Source organism: Halococcus thailandensis JCM 13552 (genome assembly GCF_000336715.1).
In the GTDB taxonomy this organism is placed as follows: Archaea; Halobacteriota; Halobacteria; order Halobacteriales; family Halococcaceae; genus Halococcus; species Halococcus thailandensis.
This window is the reverse complement of the sequence record NZ_AOMF01000166.1, coordinates 87986-102679: the sequence shown is the minus strand read 5'-3', so window position 1 is coordinate 102679 and position 14694 is coordinate 87986. Positions and strand designations below refer to the sequence as shown.

At 64.4% G+C, this 14694-nt stretch carries 15 protein-coding genes and 1 tRNA gene; 11 read left to right on the top strand and 5 right to left on the bottom strand.

What is annotated here, in order from left to right; translation table 11 throughout:
- Positions 1–39: 39 nt before the first annotated feature.
- Both C451_RS15475 and C451_RS15470 read left to right on the top strand, forming a co-directional pair.
- A tRNA-Val gene (locus C451_RS15475) sits at positions 40–114 on the top strand.
- Positions 115–344: 230 nt separating this feature from the next.
- Complete coding sequence (locus C451_RS15470; protein ID WP_007741970.1) at positions 345–1496, top strand: thiolase family protein; 1152 nt, start codon at positions 345–347, stop codon at positions 1494–1496.
- Between the two features lie 112 nt (positions 1497–1608).
- Here C451_RS15470 and C451_RS15465 read toward each other — a convergent pair whose 3' ends face one another.
- Together C451_RS15465 and C451_RS15460 are read right to left on the bottom strand one after the other, a co-directional pair.
- Entirely contained in the window at positions 1609–2826 is a 1218-nt protein-coding gene (locus tag C451_RS15465) for an acyl-CoA dehydrogenase family protein (protein ID WP_007741969.1), read from the bottom strand.
- A gap of 134 nt (positions 2827–2960) precedes the next feature.
- On the bottom strand, positions 2961–3170 hold the full coding sequence (locus C451_RS15460) for a cold-shock protein (RefSeq protein ID WP_007741967.1): 210 nt from the start codon (positions 3168–3170) through the stop codon (positions 2961–2963).
- Between the two features lie 204 nt (positions 3171–3374).
- Between C451_RS15460 and C451_RS15455 the strand changes: the two genes are divergently transcribed.
- The 3 genes from C451_RS15455 to C451_RS15445 all read left to right on the top strand — a co-directional run bounded on the left by C451_RS15455 (position 3375) and on the right by C451_RS15445 (position 5919).
- Positions 3375–3647, top strand: coding sequence for a hypothetical protein (locus C451_RS15455; RefSeq protein WP_007741965.1), 273 nt, complete (start codon positions 3375–3377; stop codon positions 3645–3647).
- Positions 3644–4417, top strand: coding sequence for a lipoate--protein ligase family protein (locus C451_RS15450; protein WP_007741963.1), 774 nt, complete (start codon positions 3644–3646; stop codon positions 4415–4417). The genes C451_RS15455 and C451_RS15450 overlap by 4 nt, the downstream gene beginning before the upstream one ends.
- Before the next feature lie 254 nt (positions 4418–4671).
- Positions 4672–5919: an iron-containing alcohol dehydrogenase family protein gene (locus C451_RS15445; protein ID WP_049913157.1), complete on the top strand. Its 1248-nt coding sequence runs from the start codon at positions 4672–4674 to the stop codon at positions 5917–5919.
- Between the two features lie 59 nt (positions 5920–5978).
- On the opposite strand, the gene C451_RS15440 is transcribed toward C451_RS15445, so the two are convergent.
- Positions 5979–6332 carry a lycopene cyclase domain-containing protein gene (locus C451_RS15440; protein WP_193788320.1) on the bottom strand — a complete coding sequence of 118 codons (354 nt, stop codon included), beginning with the start codon at positions 6330–6332 and terminating at the stop codon, positions 5979–5981.
- 136 nt (positions 6333–6468) lie between these two features.
- Here C451_RS15440 and C451_RS15435 point away from each other — a divergent pair, with 136 nt between their 5' ends.
- A complete protein-coding gene (locus tag C451_RS15435; protein WP_007741959.1) occupies positions 6469–7611 on the top strand; it encodes a CBS domain-containing protein in 1143 nt (380 codons plus the stop codon).
- A 102-nt stretch (positions 7612–7713) separates the two neighbouring features.
- On the opposite strand, the gene C451_RS15430 is transcribed toward C451_RS15435, so the two are convergent.
- Positions 7714–8565: a cytochrome c oxidase subunit 3 gene (locus C451_RS15430; RefSeq protein ID WP_007741958.1), complete on the bottom strand. Its 852-nt coding sequence runs from the start codon at positions 8563–8565 to the stop codon at positions 7714–7716.
- A 124-nt stretch (positions 8566–8689) separates the two neighbouring features.
- Between C451_RS15430 and C451_RS15425 the strand changes: the two genes are divergently transcribed.
- From C451_RS15425 to C451_RS15405, 5 genes are all read left to right on the top strand, one after another.
- Positions 8690–9094 (top strand): DUF7541 family protein, encoded by a 405-nt coding sequence (locus C451_RS15425; protein ID WP_007741954.1) that lies wholly within the window; start codon positions 8690–8692, stop codon positions 9092–9094.
- Positions 9095–9163: 69 nt separating this feature from the next.
- On the top strand, positions 9164–9571 hold the full coding sequence (locus tag C451_RS15420) for a DUF6684 family protein (RefSeq protein ID WP_007741952.1): 408 nt from the start codon (positions 9164–9166) through the stop codon (positions 9569–9571).
- Between the two features lie 129 nt (positions 9572–9700).
- Positions 9701–11482: a cbb3-type cytochrome c oxidase subunit I gene (locus tag C451_RS15415; RefSeq protein WP_007741948.1), complete on the top strand. Its 1782-nt coding sequence runs from the start codon at positions 9701–9703 to the stop codon at positions 11480–11482.
- Between the two features lie 344 nt (positions 11483–11826).
- Positions 11827–12111, top strand: a complete 285-nt coding sequence (locus tag C451_RS15410) for a DUF7520 family protein (protein ID WP_007741946.1) — start codon at positions 11827–11829, stop codon at positions 12109–12111.
- A gap of 24 nt (positions 12112–12135) precedes the next feature.
- Positions 12136–12507: a universal stress protein gene (locus C451_RS15405; RefSeq protein ID WP_007741944.1), complete on the top strand. Its 372-nt coding sequence runs from the start codon at positions 12136–12138 to the stop codon at positions 12505–12507.
- Positions 12508–12675: 168 nt separating this feature from the next.
- On the opposite strand, the gene acs is transcribed toward C451_RS15405, so the two are convergent.
- Positions 12676–14655, bottom strand: coding sequence for an acetate--CoA ligase (gene acs / locus C451_RS15400; RefSeq protein WP_007741942.1), 1980 nt, complete (start codon positions 14653–14655; stop codon positions 12676–12678).
- Positions 14656–14694: the final 39 nt, after the last annotated feature.

The window sequence follows — 14694 nt, the reverse complement described above, 5'->3', positions numbered from 1 at the left end:
CCTTCAATTAGGCCCGCGGCGGAACTGTGGGTAGAGCAAGGGTTCGTGGTCTAGGCTGGTTATGACACCTCCTTGACATGGAGGAGGCCGGCGGTTCAAATCCGCCCGAACCCACTATTTTCCCGCGAACATCTCGGTGAGCGATTTTCGGATAGATAGCTCCCTGATGAGTTCGAATTCCTCAATGTGATCCGTGAACCTGGCCGCAAAGTCCACGAGATAGCGTTGCGCGAGCGTTTCGACGGCGTAGTGCTTAACCTCCAACCTAAACAGGTGCGGCCACATCTCGGAATATAACGATCGACCGTCCAAAACGATAAGCCCGTCTGGGACGACTGGGGACCATGCCAGAAGCGTACGTCGTCGACGCGGTGCGGACCCCGTTCGGCAAGCACGGTGGCTCGTTTCGAGACACCCATCCACAGGACCTCGCGGCGATACCGCTGGAACGGCTCGAAGAGCGCAACGGGTTCTCAGGGCCCGACGACATCGAGGACGTGATCTACGGCTGTGTGGACCCGGTGGACGAACAGGCCAACAACATCGCGCGGATCGCGCCGATGGTGGCCGGCTGGGGCGACGACGTGCCGGGCGTGCAGCTCGACCGAATGTGTGGGTCGGGCCAGCAGTCGATCAACTTCGCGGCGGGCCAGATCCGTGCGGGCTTTCACGACGTTCTCGTCGCGGGCGGGGTCGAGCACATGACCCGAGTCCCGATGGGATCGGCCGGCAGTAGTCTCACCGACACCTACTTCGAGTATTTCGACGAACTCACCACACAGGGTGAGGGTGCCGAACGGATCGCCGAGGAGTGGGGGTTCTCCCGGAACGATCTCGACGAGATCGCCGTCGATTCGCAGAACCGCTGGGCCGACGCCGCGGACGCCGGCCACTACGATGACCAGGTGGTGCCCGTCGACGTGGAACTTGATGGGGAAACGACCCACGTCGAAGCGGACGAACACCCGCGTCCGGGGACGGACGTGGAGACGCTCGGCGGGCTCCCGCTGGCGTTTCGCGAAGAGGGTGAGGGAGTGATCCACGCCGGCAATGCCTCGGGGATCGTCGATGGTGCGGCGGCGACGCTGGTCGCAAGCGGCGAGGCGTGCGAGCGGTTCGGCTGGGAACCGATGGCCAGAATCGTCGACACTCACGTCGTCGGCGTCGATCCCGTGACGATGCTCACGGGACCGATCCCGGCTACGAACGAACTGCTCGACGCGAACGACGTGACGGTGTCCGACATCGATCGCTTCGAGGTCAACGAGGCGTTCGCGTCGGTCGTCGCGGCGTGGCTCAACGAGACGGGTGCCGAGTGGGACCGGACGAACGTCTGGGGTGGCGCGATCGCCCACGGCCATCCGCTCGGCGCGACCGGTGCGGCACTCCTCGGCAAACTGCCCTACCAGCTCGACGCGTGTGACGGCCGCTACGGGCTGTGTACGATGTGTATCGGCTTCGGCCAGGGGATCGCCACGCTGATCGAACGGGTCTGAGATGGTCCGCTCCGATTGAGAGCAGAGACGCGGCGGCAGACGATGACGCCCGTGAGATGACGTCGATCCGAGTGTTTACAGTCGAACCGAAATCACGAATCCGTTCGGAAACTCAGAGCCCGTACTGACTCGCGATGGTGTTGAGCTGGATCTCGTCGGTTCCCTCGACGATTCGGAAGATCCGTGCCTGATGGAGCCGATCCATGAACGGGTTTTCTTCCGCGAGCCCGCTGCTGCCGTGGATCTGCACCACGTCGTCGGCGATCTCCCAGAACGTATCGGTCGCGAACCACTTCAGGATCGACGACTCGGCGATGGCGGGATCGCTCCCGTCGAGCGTCCACGCACACCGCAATCCGGCGGCGTCGGCGGCATAAACGTTGGCGCGCCCGCGAGCGATCTTGTGTGAGATCGCCTGAAAATCACCGATCGGACGGTCGAACGCCTCGCGATCGGTGGCGAACTCGGTGGCACGATCGAGAAGCCACTCGGCACTGCCGACCGCTTGGGCACCGATCTCGAGCCGGCCGAGGCCGAGAAACCCCATCGCATCGTAAAACGCCGCATCGACGTCGCCGAGCACGCGATCGGCAGGGATTCGGACGTCGTCGAGTCGGACCTCGGCCTGTCGGCCCACCGAGCCGACGGCGTTGTTGAGCGATCCGAGTTCGAACTCGTCGTCCTCGACGATGAAGCAGGTGATCCCGCCGTGACGACCCGCTTCAGCCTGTGGGGTAGTCCGTGCAAAGACCTGGATGAAGTCGGCGTAGGGCGCGTTCGTGATCCACTGTTTCGTGCCGTCGAGAACCCACTCGTCACCGTCCTTGTCGGCGTGGGTGTCCATGTTCGGCGAATCGGAACCCACACCCGGTTCGGTCTGGGCGAACGCGGTCGTCTTCTCGGCGCGCATCGCCGGTTCGAGGTACTCTTCGATCTGGTCGCCCTCGGCCGCCGCGAGCAGCGGCTTCGGGCCCGCCGGCCCCGCGAGGACCTCGTTCGACAGGGGGACGGCGGATGTGGCGAGGCGTTTGTTCGCTCGGTACCACGTCACCGCCGACACGTCCTCGCCGCCGACGTCGCTCGGCATGTTCATGGCGTAGTAGCCCGCCTCGGCGCTCCGTTTGCGAACGCGCTCGATCGCATCGAGTACCTCGTCGGTCAATCGCCCATCGGGCTCGTGGCCGAGTCGCGGGTTCGTGAGCGTCTCCCCGAGCTCCTCGGCGATCGGTTCGACCTCCTGCTCCACGAACTCGTCGAGACTCCGGAGAACGAGCTGGGTCTCCTCGTCGATATCGAACGCGACACCGGAATCGCTCGCTGATCGTCCCATGAGCATCCACGTGGTTCGTCGACACCCCACATAATACCTTGCTACTGACGCCTCACTGCCTGGAGCGCGATCCGTACGGATCTCTGTCCGACGGTATTAGCAACGAACTCGTGCGATCCAGAACGGTGAGCGAACTACGTCCGCGAAAGCTTTGCTGCACGCGGTCCGTTTCTCGTTTCGACCATCTCGAACGTGACTTCCTCCCCGAGTTCGGGCACGTGACCCCGCACAGCGTTCGGAAGGAACAGGACGTCCTTCGCCGTCACCTCAGTCTCGATGAACCCCGACTGACTGGCGGCATTCACGTGACTTACCGTCCCTTTCGTCAGTGATTCGTGATTCATTGGTTGTAGATAGCCATGGTACCGACCCTCAAATAGATGTTGGTGTAATGAAGAATGATTGAGGACATGGGCACAGAGTGACAGAACGAGAACAGCGACGAGTTCGACCCGACAAAGGTCGGAGCAGTGGACCTGATACAGCTCTCTGAACGCGGAGCGTCGATCAGGGCCAGATATTCGGCATGCCCGACCGTACGAGCAGCTATGGAGCACACCGGATCGATGAAAGTGCCGGACGGGAAACTCGTCACCGTGACTGCGACCTACGGGGACACCATCGAATCGGTCACGATCACCGGCGATTTCTTCCTCGAACCGCCCGCGGCGCGGGAGAAGCTCGAACGGGTGATCGAAGGGCGACCGACGGCCGTCTCGAAGCCGGAACTGGTCGACGCGATCGAAACGGTCGACGCGGAGCTGATCGGTTTTTCGGCCGCCGATCTCGCCGAGGCGGTCCGGGAGGCGATCGATCGATGAGCGAGCCCGGAGCCACACCCGACGAAAACTGGCGGATCATCGACGGCGGTGTCCACGACGAACCGACACATCACGCGCTCGACGACGTGTTGATCGATCGTCTCGACGACGGCGAGATGGCACCGACGATCCGCTTCTGGTATCGGACGGGACCGGCGGTACCGATCGGTCGGTTTCAGGCCTACGCCGACGAGGTAGCCGACGAGTACGTCCGCGACCACGATATTGACGTCGTGCGACGGATCACCGGCGGCGGTGCGATGTACGCCGAACCCGGCGCGGTGATCACCTACTCGATCTATCTCCCGCGCGCGGCGGTCGCGGACGATATCGAACGGAGCTACGAACGACTCAACCGATGGGCGATCGACGCGCTCCGTGATCTCGGACTGGCAGCCGTTCACGAGCCGCTCAACGATATCGCCCACGAGGACGGCAAGATCGGTGGTGCGGCCCAGCTCCGGCGCTCGAACGCGGTGCTTCACCACGTCACGATGAGCTACGCGCTCGATATCGAGGCGATGCTCCGGACGCTTCGTATCGGTGAAGAGAAACTCTCGGACAAGGCCGTCACGTCCGCCGAGAAGCGCGTCACCCGCATCGCGGACTACGTCACGGAGGATCGCGAAGCCGTCATCGACCGCCTCAAAGACGAGTTCCGTGCCACCTACGGTGGTGAAGAGGGATCGTTGACCGACGACGAGCTGACGACGGCGAAGCGACGTGCCGAGACGACGTTCCGGACGGACGAGTGGAACAAGCGTCTGTAGGACTCGTGGCACAGAATTGGTGTACCACCGCCGTGACTTCCTGGATCGGATGGCAAAATCCGCGGCGTTCGCCCGTATCTCGAGAGCGGTGACAGCAGAAGTGCCGATCGGGATATCGGACGAGCCGATCCCACGGAGACCGACGACTGACCGTCGAGGGGTACGTGACCGTCGGCGATACTGGCAGAACCGTGGGTGGTGTACAGCCCCAACAAGCGAACGTTTCAACTGGCCAGCTTCGCGAGGAGTCGGGGATGGACGATGACAACGCGGTTCCATCGCGCGTTACCGAGCCGTTTCGCTTCGCGTACGACGCACCGACGCTCCGGTGTGGCCGCCACAGCGCCGGCGAGCTGGGTGAGGAGCTCGCGGCTCGCGGTCTCGAACGTGCGCTCGTCGTCAGCGGACAGACCGTCGGCTCGACGTCGGCGGTCATTGATCCCGTTCGATCGGGACTGGACGAGCGCCTCGCGGGCGTTTTCGCCGAAACGACGGCCGAAAAGCGGCTGGCGACGGCCGCCGACGGAGCCGAGCGAGTGCGCGAGCTGGATGCCGACTGTATCGTCGCGCTCGGCGGCGGGAGCAGCCTCGACGCGGCCAAACAGGTGAGCGTTCTCGCCGCACGTGCGGCCGCTGCGGACGACGATCCAGCGGCCGTCTACGACGCCGCGGGCGCGGAACTCACCGAGACGGGAACGCTCACCGTGCCCGAAACGGTCGTCCCGATCGTCGCGGTGCCGACGACGCTCGCGGGTGCGGACGTCTCGCAGGGCGGCGGTGTCGCGGCGACGCCCGAGGGTGGACTCGTCGACGAATCGGTGTCCGGCGGCCTCTCGGACCCCGCTCTGCTGCCGGTGGCCGTCGTCGCCGATAGCGCGCTGTTCGCCACGACGCCCGACGACGTGCTCGCCGCCTCGGCGATGAACGGGTTCGACAAGGGCATCGAGACGCTGTACGCCAGCACGGCGACGCCGGTGACCGATGCCACCGCCGTCCGAGGGCTCTCGCTCTATCAGGACGGGCTGCTCGCGTTCGGCGACGGGACACGCGAGCCCTGGGTCTTCGACGCGCTCGCCCGGGGCAGCCTGCTCGTCCAGTACGGCATCTCGCGGCCGGACGCGGGCACGCTCTCGCTGATCCATTCGCTCAGCCACGGCCTGACACGAGGCAACCCCATCCAGCAAGGGACGGCCCACGGCATCGTCGCGCCTCACGCCCTCGACTATCTCTTCGAGCACGTCGACGGCCGGCGGGATCTGCTGGCCGACGCGCTCGGCATAATCGATGCCGACGACACGGCCGACGCGATCACGACCGCCGTCGCGGACGTCCGGGACGCGCTCGGGCTGCCGACTCGACTCCGTGACGTCGATGGTCCCGAACAGGACGAGTTCCCGGCGGTCGCCGAGGCCGTTCTCGCCGACGGCTTCATGGCGAACGTGCCCGCTGATCTGAACCCGACGAGCGAGGAGATCGAAGCGGTGCTGGCGGCGGCGTGGTAGAGAGCGTTCGTATGTCGTGACCTGTTCGCCGTGGCCCCGTCTCCCTCCCCCCCTCTCACTCAATCGGCGCGATCGGTTCGCCCTTCGTCCGACACCGTCGCCTCATCGGTCGTCGCCACCCCGTTGACGAGCTCGTGGATACCGACGACGAGCGCCGGTACGACGATCATGAAGATGTGTTCCTCGATCGGAATGCCCAGCAGCTCGACGCCGGTACGGAGCTGGATCTCGAAGACACCCACACGGAGGGTGTACCAGTCCCAGACGTACGCGATCGGGTAGAGCGCCACCACCGTTCTGGCGGCCCGTCTGAGCGACCCGGTGTAGGCCAGCAGCGCGAGCGCGGCCGTCCCGAAGACCACCTCGGTCACGAGATAGGTGTACGGGCCGAACACGCCGATGTCCGGTAGCATCATTCCATGCGCTACGTGCGCGGGGGTCAAGAACTGTCGGGCCGTCGGGGTCGCTGCAGCGTGGGCGACGACACGACATCGTGAGAACGAGCAAAGTGTTGATTAGCCCCGCCGTTGAACTGATGAGGGTGAGAGCATGAACATCGCCGACATCGCAACCACCGACCACGTCGAAGTGAGCGCCGACCAGCGCCTCGGGAAGGTTCGAGCGCTCTTCGAGGAGGAGAGCCCGCGTGGGCTCATCGTCACCAACAACGGTGAGTACGCCGGCGTGATCACCCAGCGCTCGCTGATGCAATCACACGTCGAGGACTCGACGAAGGCGAACGCGCTGATGAGCTCGGCCCCACAGGTCAAACGGACGAGCGACGTTCGGGACGTCGCACGGATGCTCGTCGAGGGCAACACGAAAGTCGCCCCGGTCGTCGAGGGCGACAGCCTCTGGGGGATCGTCACCGCCGACGCGATCCTGGAGGCCGTCCTCGACAACCTCGACGCGCTCGTCGTCTCGCAGATCCACACCGACGACGTCATCACCATCGCCGAGGACGCCAGCGTCGGCCAGGCGATCAACCGCCTGCGTGAACACGGCGTCTCCCGGCTCCCCGTCGAGAACGAGGCGGGCTACCTCACGGGCGTGGCAACGACCCACGATCTCGTCGATTTCGTCGTGCGCAACATGGACCAGCCGACCGAGGGCGAGCGCTCGGGCGACTCCGATCGCATGCTCGATATCCCCGTCTACGACCTGATGAGCGCGCCCGTCGAGACGATCTCGGGCGACGAATCCGTTCGCGAAGCGGTGTCACGAATGCTCGACAACGACTACAACGGGCTGGTCGTCACGCCACCCGAGGACGACCGCACCATCGACGGCGTGCTCACCAAGACCGACGTGCTCCGGGCGCTGACGTTCACCGAGGAGGACCACATGGACGTCCAGATCACCAACATCGACCTGCTCGACACGATCACTCGTGAGGATCTCCGTGAATCCGTGACGCAGGTCGCCGACAAGTTCCAGGAGATGCAGGTCCACCACGCCCACGTGCGATTCCACAAACACAAGGAGAAACTCCGTGGCACGCCGTTGATCCAGTGTCAGATCCGCCTGCGCACGAGCCAGGGCCAGGTCGCCGGCACCGGCGAGGGCTACGGGGCCGAGAGCGCCTTCCGGGTCGCACTCGACAAACTCGAACGCAACGTCCTCGAACGAAAGGGGATCAGGGCCGACGAGCAGCGCCGCGGGCAGATCCTCAGAAAGCTAAACGAGATCTGATCGGCGACTCGCGGACGGTGCGACTCTTTTTCATCGAACGAAACGAGCAGTGGTTCGGTCGTATCGCGTCGGATCGCGCTACGATTCGGCTGGCCGATCCGATCAGGCTGCTCCGCCGACGTACAGCACGACGACGAGGAACAGCCACACGACGTCGACGAAGTGCCAGTACATCGAGACGGTGCTCACGGAGGTGTGACGCTCGGCGGTGTACTGTCCGGCGAGTCCGCGCACGAAGACGATCCCGAGGAGGATCGCACCCATCGTGACGTGGAGTCCGTGCAGTCCGGTGAGACTGAAGAAGGCGCTGGCGAAGATGCCGTCGGTGAGGGTGAACCCCTCCTCGATGATGAAGGTGTAGTACTCGAAGACCTGGCCACCGATGAAGACGATCCCCAGGAGAAGGGTGACGCCGAGCAGCCCGAGGAACCCCTTGCGATTGTCCTTGCGCAGCGAGATCTCGGCGAAGTGGATGGTGAAACTGCTGGCGACCAGCAGCGCCGTGTTGATCAGGACCAGCGAACTGAGGAGATGGGGGAGTTCACCGGGTGGCCACGTGCCCACGCGGATGAAGAAGAAGTAGATGAAGCCGGCACCGAAGGTGGCGATTTCGGTGCCCAGAAACAGCAGCATGCCGAATCGGAGTGAGCCCGCGCCGCGGCTGTCTGTGCCGCGCGACCAGTAGTCGGCGACGTAGGCGTGATAGAGCCAGCCGAACAGTCCGAACAGGAAGAGGCCGGCGCTGGCGATGAAGACGATCGGGCCGGCCGATGGCGGGACGAGTTCGATATCACCGTGTCCAAGGAAGAACAGCGCCGCGCCGAGATAGAGCCCGGCAGCGCCCGCAGCGCTGATGAACGGCCACCAGCTCGCCTCGCCGAACCCGCGCGGCCAGTCCTCGGTCGCCGGGAGGTGGTGTCCCTCCCCCTCGTTCGTGTCGTCGGCGGTTCCCATACGCGCCGGTTGCACACCGATGATTAAAAACCCTCTTACACCGCTCGGCAGCCAGCCGTCGGCTGCTCGCCACGGCTGGTGGTCGTTTCGATGGGTTTGTTACGCTCGCAGCCCACGGAGCGGTATGGACGACCAGCCAGGGTTGAGCGACCAGTATCGGATGTCGAGTCCGTGGCCGCTCATCGTCGTGCTCGGCCTCCTGTTTTCGGAGCTCGGCCTGCTGTTCAACGTGTTTCCGGTCGCCGTCGGCGGACTGCTCCTGTTCGTCGGAGCCATCGCCGGCATCGTGCTCGAATCGGGCTACGCCGATCGGCCGTGGAACCTGCTCGCGGGACTCGGCGTCGCGCTCTGTGTGCTCGGCGCGCTCGTCACCGTGACCCAGCTCGACAGCGTCACGTTCGATGCGATCGCCACCGTCGTCGGCCGGCCAAACGGGATCGTCGGTCGTGGCGTCGAGCTGCTGATCGCGGGCATCGTCTCGGTCGTCATCGGGGCGGGCGGACGATTCGCCGAGAGCGAGTCCATCTGACGATACAGCGCCGAACGAGACACCGGGGAACCGACAACCTATTTATCCGGCCGGGTGAAGGGGCCAATCATGTCAGAGCGCACGTTCGACCGCGAGACGCTCCTCGACCTCACGGTCAACATCGTTCCGCTCGGGATCCTCACGTTCTTCATCCTCGTCTTCCTGTTCGCCAGCCCGTGGGAGCTCGACCCGTTCGTGACCGCCATCAGCATCGGGCTGTTGGTCGTCCCGTTCGCCGTCCTCGTGCTCGTCACGTTCGTCTCCGGACGGGCGGTCGCACGGGACGAGCAGAGCGCTACAGCCGCCGGCGAACTCTCGGCGAGCGACGCAACCCTCGATAGCGGCGTCGAGGAGGAGCTGGTGAGCGACGATCACCCCGAAAGCGATGACGACCAATCCGAAAGCGATGCCGAAAACGACGAGAGTAGCGACGCCGAACCCGACGACGCTGGCGGCGACGAGGACGACGAGAACTGACGCCATCGTCGGTGCCGACGCCGCTTCCGTCCAGCGGTCGGCGTGTGGGAAGCCGGAATCTAAGGATTCTTTACCCCGTAGGTCACAGGGTCGGACATGGTAGAAGCGCAGTTGGTGTTGACAGCGTTGATGGGGCTGTTCCTGGCGGGCGTGGCCGTCTGGCTCAGCCGCATCGAGGACTGGCGTTCGTACACGCCGCTTGCCGGCGGTGGTGGTGCCGTCGGCGAGGAGAGCGGCTACGCACACGACGAAAAGCCGAGTGGTCTCATCCGATGGCTGACGACCGTCGATCACAAGGACATCGGGATCCTCTACGGGGCCTACTCCATCATCGCGTTCGCCGTCGGTGGTATCATGGTCATTCTGATGCGGACCGAGCTGCTTACGCCCGACGAGGCCATCATCGGTTCGCAGTTCTACAACTCACTGCTGACCAGCCACGGCATCACGATGCTGTTCCTGTTCGGTACGCCGATGATCGCGGCCTTCGGGAACTACTTCATTCCGCTGCTCGTCAACGCCGAGGACATGGCGTTCCCACGCATCAACGCCATCGCGTTCTGGATGCTGCCGCCGGGGGCGCTGCTGGTCTGGGCCGGCTTCCTCGTCGTTCCGTTTACCGATATTCAGCCCGCACAGACCGCCTGGACCATGTACACGCCGCTGTCGGCCGGCGTCGGCACCGGTACGCAGGCCGGCGTCTCCGGGCTCGGCATCGACTTCATGCTGTTGGGACTCCACTTCACCGGACTTTCGGCGACGATGGGCGCGATCAACTTCATCGCGACCATCTTCACCGATCGCGGCAGCGACGTCAACTGGGCGAATCTCGACATCTTCAGCTGGACGATGCTCACCCAGTCGGGACTGATCCTCTTCGCGTTCCCGCTGCTGGGCAGCGCGCTCATCATGCTGCTGCTCGACCGTAACTTCGGAACGACGTTCTTCCTCGCGGAGGGTGGTGGGCCGATCCTCTGGCAACATCTGTTCTGGTTCTTCGGCCATCCTGAGGTCTATATCCTCGCGCTCCCACCGATGGGGCTGGTCAGTTTCATCCTCCCGAAGTTCTCCGGACGCAAGCTGTTCGGCTTCAAGTTCGTCGTCTACTCGACGCTGGCCATCGGCGTGCTCTCCTTCGGCGTCTGGGCACACCACATGTTCGCGACCGGTATCGACCCGCGCATCCGCGCGAGCTTCGAGGCCGTTTCACTCGCGATCGCCATCCCGAGCGCCGTCAAGGTGTTCAACTGGACGACGACGCTCTGGGGCGGGAATCTCAGGCTCACCGCGCCGATGCTGTTCTGTGTCGGTGCGGTCTCGAACTTCATCTTCGGCGGTGTCACTGGCATATTCACGGCAGCGATCCCGATCGACCTCGTGCTGCACGACACCTACTACATCGTCGGTCACTTCCACTACATCCTCATGGGACTGCTCGCGTTCACGGTGTTCGCCGGGATCTACTACTGGTTCCCCATCATCACCGGCAAGATGTACCAGAAACGCCTCGCGAAGTGGCATTTCTGGCTGACGATGATCGGGACGAACATCACGTTCTTCGCCATGCTCCTGCTGGGCTATCTCGGCATGCCGCGCCGGTACGCGACCTACACCTTCGGTGTCGGACCCCAGCAGATAATCGAGGTCCTCCACCAGGTGACGACGCTCGGGGCGTTCATCCTGCTGGTCGGCCAGATCATCTGGGTCTGGAACATGATCCAGTCGTGGTACGAAGCGCCGACGCTCCAGGACAACGACCCGTGGGATCTCAAGGAGACTGGCCAGTTCACCAACGAGTGGGGCTGGAACGAACGTCGCCTCGAAACGGCCATCACTGACGGCGGCGAGGAAGAGGAGACAGCGATGACCGACGGCGGCGACCCCGTCGACGGATCGGCCGACACCGAGTAGGCGTTCGACACGCCGATCGAACGTTCGACCGTCGTCGCGATTCTTGCTATCAGAGAACGGTTGAATACGGTCGGCTATCGATCGAGAGAGCCACCATCGCCGCGACCGTCCGCTGGCACCACTGGCGACGTCTCGGATACCGTTTTTCGGGATAGACGGATCGTGGAAAAGAGATCGGCAGCAGCCCGGAGTGGTTCAGCTGGTGGCGACGAGAACGACGGCCATGACCGCCATCAACAGTGCGATGCCCGAGAGGACCGCCAGCAGGATCTCCTTTTCGCTCATGGAGCGCATAGCGGACACGCGGACAAAAGGCTAATCTTCCGGCGAGCGGTAGCAGTCGTGTGTCCGAGACCCCAACGCGCGGACGGCGGGCGGATTACAGCGGCCGCAGCGTCGTGTTCACCATCTACTGCGTCGCTATCGGCGTCGCCGGAGTGATGGGCTTCCTCCTCGGGATGATCGGGCCGGACGCGCTCCGCTCGGTGAAGCTGTTTTTCCTCATCGAGATGCCACCGACACCGTTCGGGCTTGCGGTCTACGGGATGGTGACGCTCGCGACCATCCTCGGCGTGCTCTTGCTCGCGGTTCGGTTCGTCTCCCGACGCTACGGCGACCGAGACCGGTAAGGCGGCGCGACCCGTTCACCGATCATGTACACCGTCGTCGTGGGTGCTGGCACGGACCACGAACGCACGCTGCGGAAAGCTCGCACGATCGTCGATCTCCCCGCGGCCACGGACTCCCTCGCTGTCGTGCTGGTACGGGCGGGCGATGGCTCCGCCGACCCGTCGGAGATCAGCGCGTTTTTCGACGAACACGATATCGACACCACCGTCGAAACCGTGAGCAGTGATCCACCGACTGCGCTCGTCGAAGTGGCGGCCGAGCGCGAGGCCGATCTCATCTGTGTCGGCGGCCGGACGCGCTCGCCGGCCGGGAAGGCACAGCTGCGTAGCGGTGCACAGTCGGTGATCGTCAACGCCGATCGTCCGGTGCTAGTTGCGGGCGAGCCGGATCACTGATCCAATCGCGCGTCACGGACGCCAAACGCGAGCAGCAGTACGGCCGCCCCACCTTCGCCCGGAAGGAGATCAACATCGACGAGACTCAGGAAGTCGATCGTGAGGCCGAATCCCGCAAGATCGAGCGGTGCCGGATTCCCGCTCTCTATCGGGTGGCGTGCGGTCGTTCTAGTCCGCCTGTAGTTGATCGCGGATCGTCTCGGGCACGCTCGGGTCGGCGAGCGTGCTCGTGTTGCCGAGCTCCTCGTCGTTGGAGATGTCCTCCAGGAGTCGGCGCATGATCTTCCCCGAGCGGGTCTTCGGCAGTTCGTCGACGAACAGCACGTTCGACGGCCGGGCGAACTTGCCGATACCCTCCTCGACGGATTCGACGATGCGCCCGCGCAGCTCTTCGGTTTCCTCGACGCCCTCCCTGACGGTGACGTAGACGTCGGGCACCTCGCCCTTCTCGGCGTCGTCACGCGCGGCGACGGCCGCCTCGGCGACGTCCTCGACCTCCGCGATCGCGCTTTCGAGCTCCATCGTTCCGAGTCGGTGGCCGGCGACGTTCATCACGTCGTCGAGCCGGCCGAGAATTCGGTAGTAGCCGTCCGTTCCCTGGACGGCCGCGTCGCCCGCCTCGTAGATCCAGTCCGCGGAGTCGTCGGAGTCGGTGTCCGAGAATCGCTCCCAGTACTCCTCGATGAACCGTTCGTCGTCGCCGTGGACGGTTTGAAGCATACCGGGCCACGGCCGCGTGATGGCGAGGTTGCCCGCCTCGCCGGACTCGGGTGCGATCTCCTCGCCCGCGTCGTCGAGGATGGCGGGTTCGATTCCGGGGGCTGGACGGCCGGCACTGCCGGGTTTCATGTCCTGGATCGCCGGCAGGTTCGTGATCATATGTCCGCCGTTTTCGGTCTGCCACCAGGTATCGACGATGACGGCGCTCTCGTCGCCGACGTGTTTGTAGTACCAGAGCCAGGCCTCGGGCTGGATCGGTTCTCCTACAGTGGTCATGTGTCGGAAGTCGAAGTCGTAGCCCTCCAGTTCTTCCTCGCCCCACTTCATGAACTGGCGGACCGCCGTCGGCGAGGTGTGGAAGATGTCGACGTCGTACTTCTCGGCGATCTCCCAGGTCCGTCCCTTGTGCGGGTAGTCGGGCGTCCCCTCGTACATCACCGAGGTGGTACCGAGCGAGAGCGGCCCGTAGACGATGTAGCTGTGACCCGTGATCCAGCCGATATCCGCCGAACACCAGTAGGTGTCCTCGGGTTTGATGTCCTCGTCGTACTTCGCGGTTCCCGTCGCGTAGGCGAGATAGCCACCCGTCCGATGCTGGCAGCCCTTCGGCTGGCCCGTCGTCCCCGAGGTGTACATGAGAAAGAGCGGATCCTCGGCGTCGCGGCTGACCGGCTCGACGCGCTCACCACGATGGTCGTCGAGAAGCTCCGAAACGAGCGTGTAGTCGTCGCTGACGTCGACCTGAGGCTCGTCGTGGCGCGTCCACGCGAGCACGTCGGGATCGCCGTCGACCTCGGCCATCGCCTCGTCGGCCTTCTCGATGTGCTCCAAGAAGTCGCCACGGCGATAGTAGCCGTCGATGGTGACGACGTGATCGGAGTCGGCGTCGTCGACCCGTTCGGCGAGCGCGCTCGCCGAGAAGCCGGCGAAGACGACGCTGTGGGGTGCGCCGATACGCGCGCACGCGAGCATCGTGATCGGCAGCGCCGGCACCATCGGGAGATGGATCGTGACGATGTCGTCCTCCTCGACGCCGGCCGAGCGCAGCGCGGCGGCCATCTCGTTGACCTCGCGATAGAGGTCCTGATAGCTGACGTTGCGCTGTTCGCCGTCCTCGCCCTCCCAGAGCAGCGCGGTCTGGTTCTTGCGCTCGTCGAGATGGCGGTCGATGCAGTTGTGGCTGGCGTTCAGTTTCCCGCCGACGAACCACTCGTAAAAGGGCGGGTTCGAGTCGTCGAGTACCTCGTCCCAGTGTTCGTCCCAGTCGAGCATTGCGGCGTACTCCTCGAACCCCTCGGGGAACTCGTCGAACCGGTCGTAGACCGCGGGATCGGCCATGTTGGCCTGTCCGACGAACTCGGTCGGTGGCTCGAAATACTCCTGTTCGGCCAGTCGTGATTCGATCGTCAACTCGTCATCGGTTGTCATGAATTGTCGTACCCAAATGTGGCCGACGGCGCGACGATA

What these genes read in the sequence shown, in the direction of transcription:
- acs (WP_007741942.1), bottom strand. Translation starts at nt 14,655, where the DNA reads ATGACAACCGATGACGAGTTGACGATCGAATCACGACTGGCCGAACAG.
- C451_RS15430 (WP_007741958.1), bottom strand. Translation starts at nt 8,565, where the DNA reads ATGGGAACCGCCGACGACACGAACGAGGGGGAGGGACACCACCTCCCG.
- C451_RS15445 (WP_049913157.1), top strand. Translation starts at nt 4,672, where the DNA reads ATGGACGATGACAACGCGGTTCCATCGCGCGTTACCGAGCCGTTTCGC.
- C451_RS15440 (WP_193788320.1), bottom strand. Translation starts at nt 6,332, where the DNA reads ATGCTACCGGACATCGGCGTGTTCGGCCCGTACACCTATCTCGTGACC.
- C451_RS15420 (WP_007741952.1), top strand. Translation starts at nt 9,164, where the DNA reads ATGTCAGAGCGCACGTTCGACCGCGAGACGCTCCTCGACCTCACGGTC.
- C451_RS15450 (WP_007741963.1), top strand. Translation starts at nt 3,644, where the DNA reads ATGAGCGAGCCCGGAGCCACACCCGACGAAAACTGGCGGATCATCGAC.
- C451_RS15465 (WP_007741969.1), bottom strand. Translation starts at nt 2,826, where the DNA reads ATGGGACGATCAGCGAGCGATTCCGGTGTCGCGTTCGATATCGACGAG.
- C451_RS15415 (WP_007741948.1), top strand. Translation starts at nt 9,701, where the DNA reads ATGGGGCTGTTCCTGGCGGGCGTGGCCGTCTGGCTCAGCCGCATCGAG.
- C451_RS15405 (WP_007741944.1), top strand. Translation starts at nt 12,136, where the DNA reads ATGTACACCGTCGTCGTGGGTGCTGGCACGGACCACGAACGCACGCTG.
- C451_RS15470 (WP_007741970.1), top strand. Translation starts at nt 345, where the DNA reads ATGCCAGAAGCGTACGTCGTCGACGCGGTGCGGACCCCGTTCGGCAAG.
- C451_RS15435 (WP_007741959.1), top strand. Translation starts at nt 6,469, where the DNA reads ATGAACATCGCCGACATCGCAACCACCGACCACGTCGAAGTGAGCGCC.
- C451_RS15460 (WP_007741967.1), bottom strand. Translation starts at nt 3,170, where the DNA reads ATGAATCACGAATCACTGACGAAAGGGACGGTAAGTCACGTGAATGCC.
- C451_RS15425 (WP_007741954.1), top strand. Translation starts at nt 8,690, where the DNA reads ATGGACGACCAGCCAGGGTTGAGCGACCAGTATCGGATGTCGAGTCCG.
- C451_RS15455 (WP_007741965.1), top strand. Translation starts at nt 3,375, where the DNA reads ATGGAGCACACCGGATCGATGAAAGTGCCGGACGGGAAACTCGTCACC.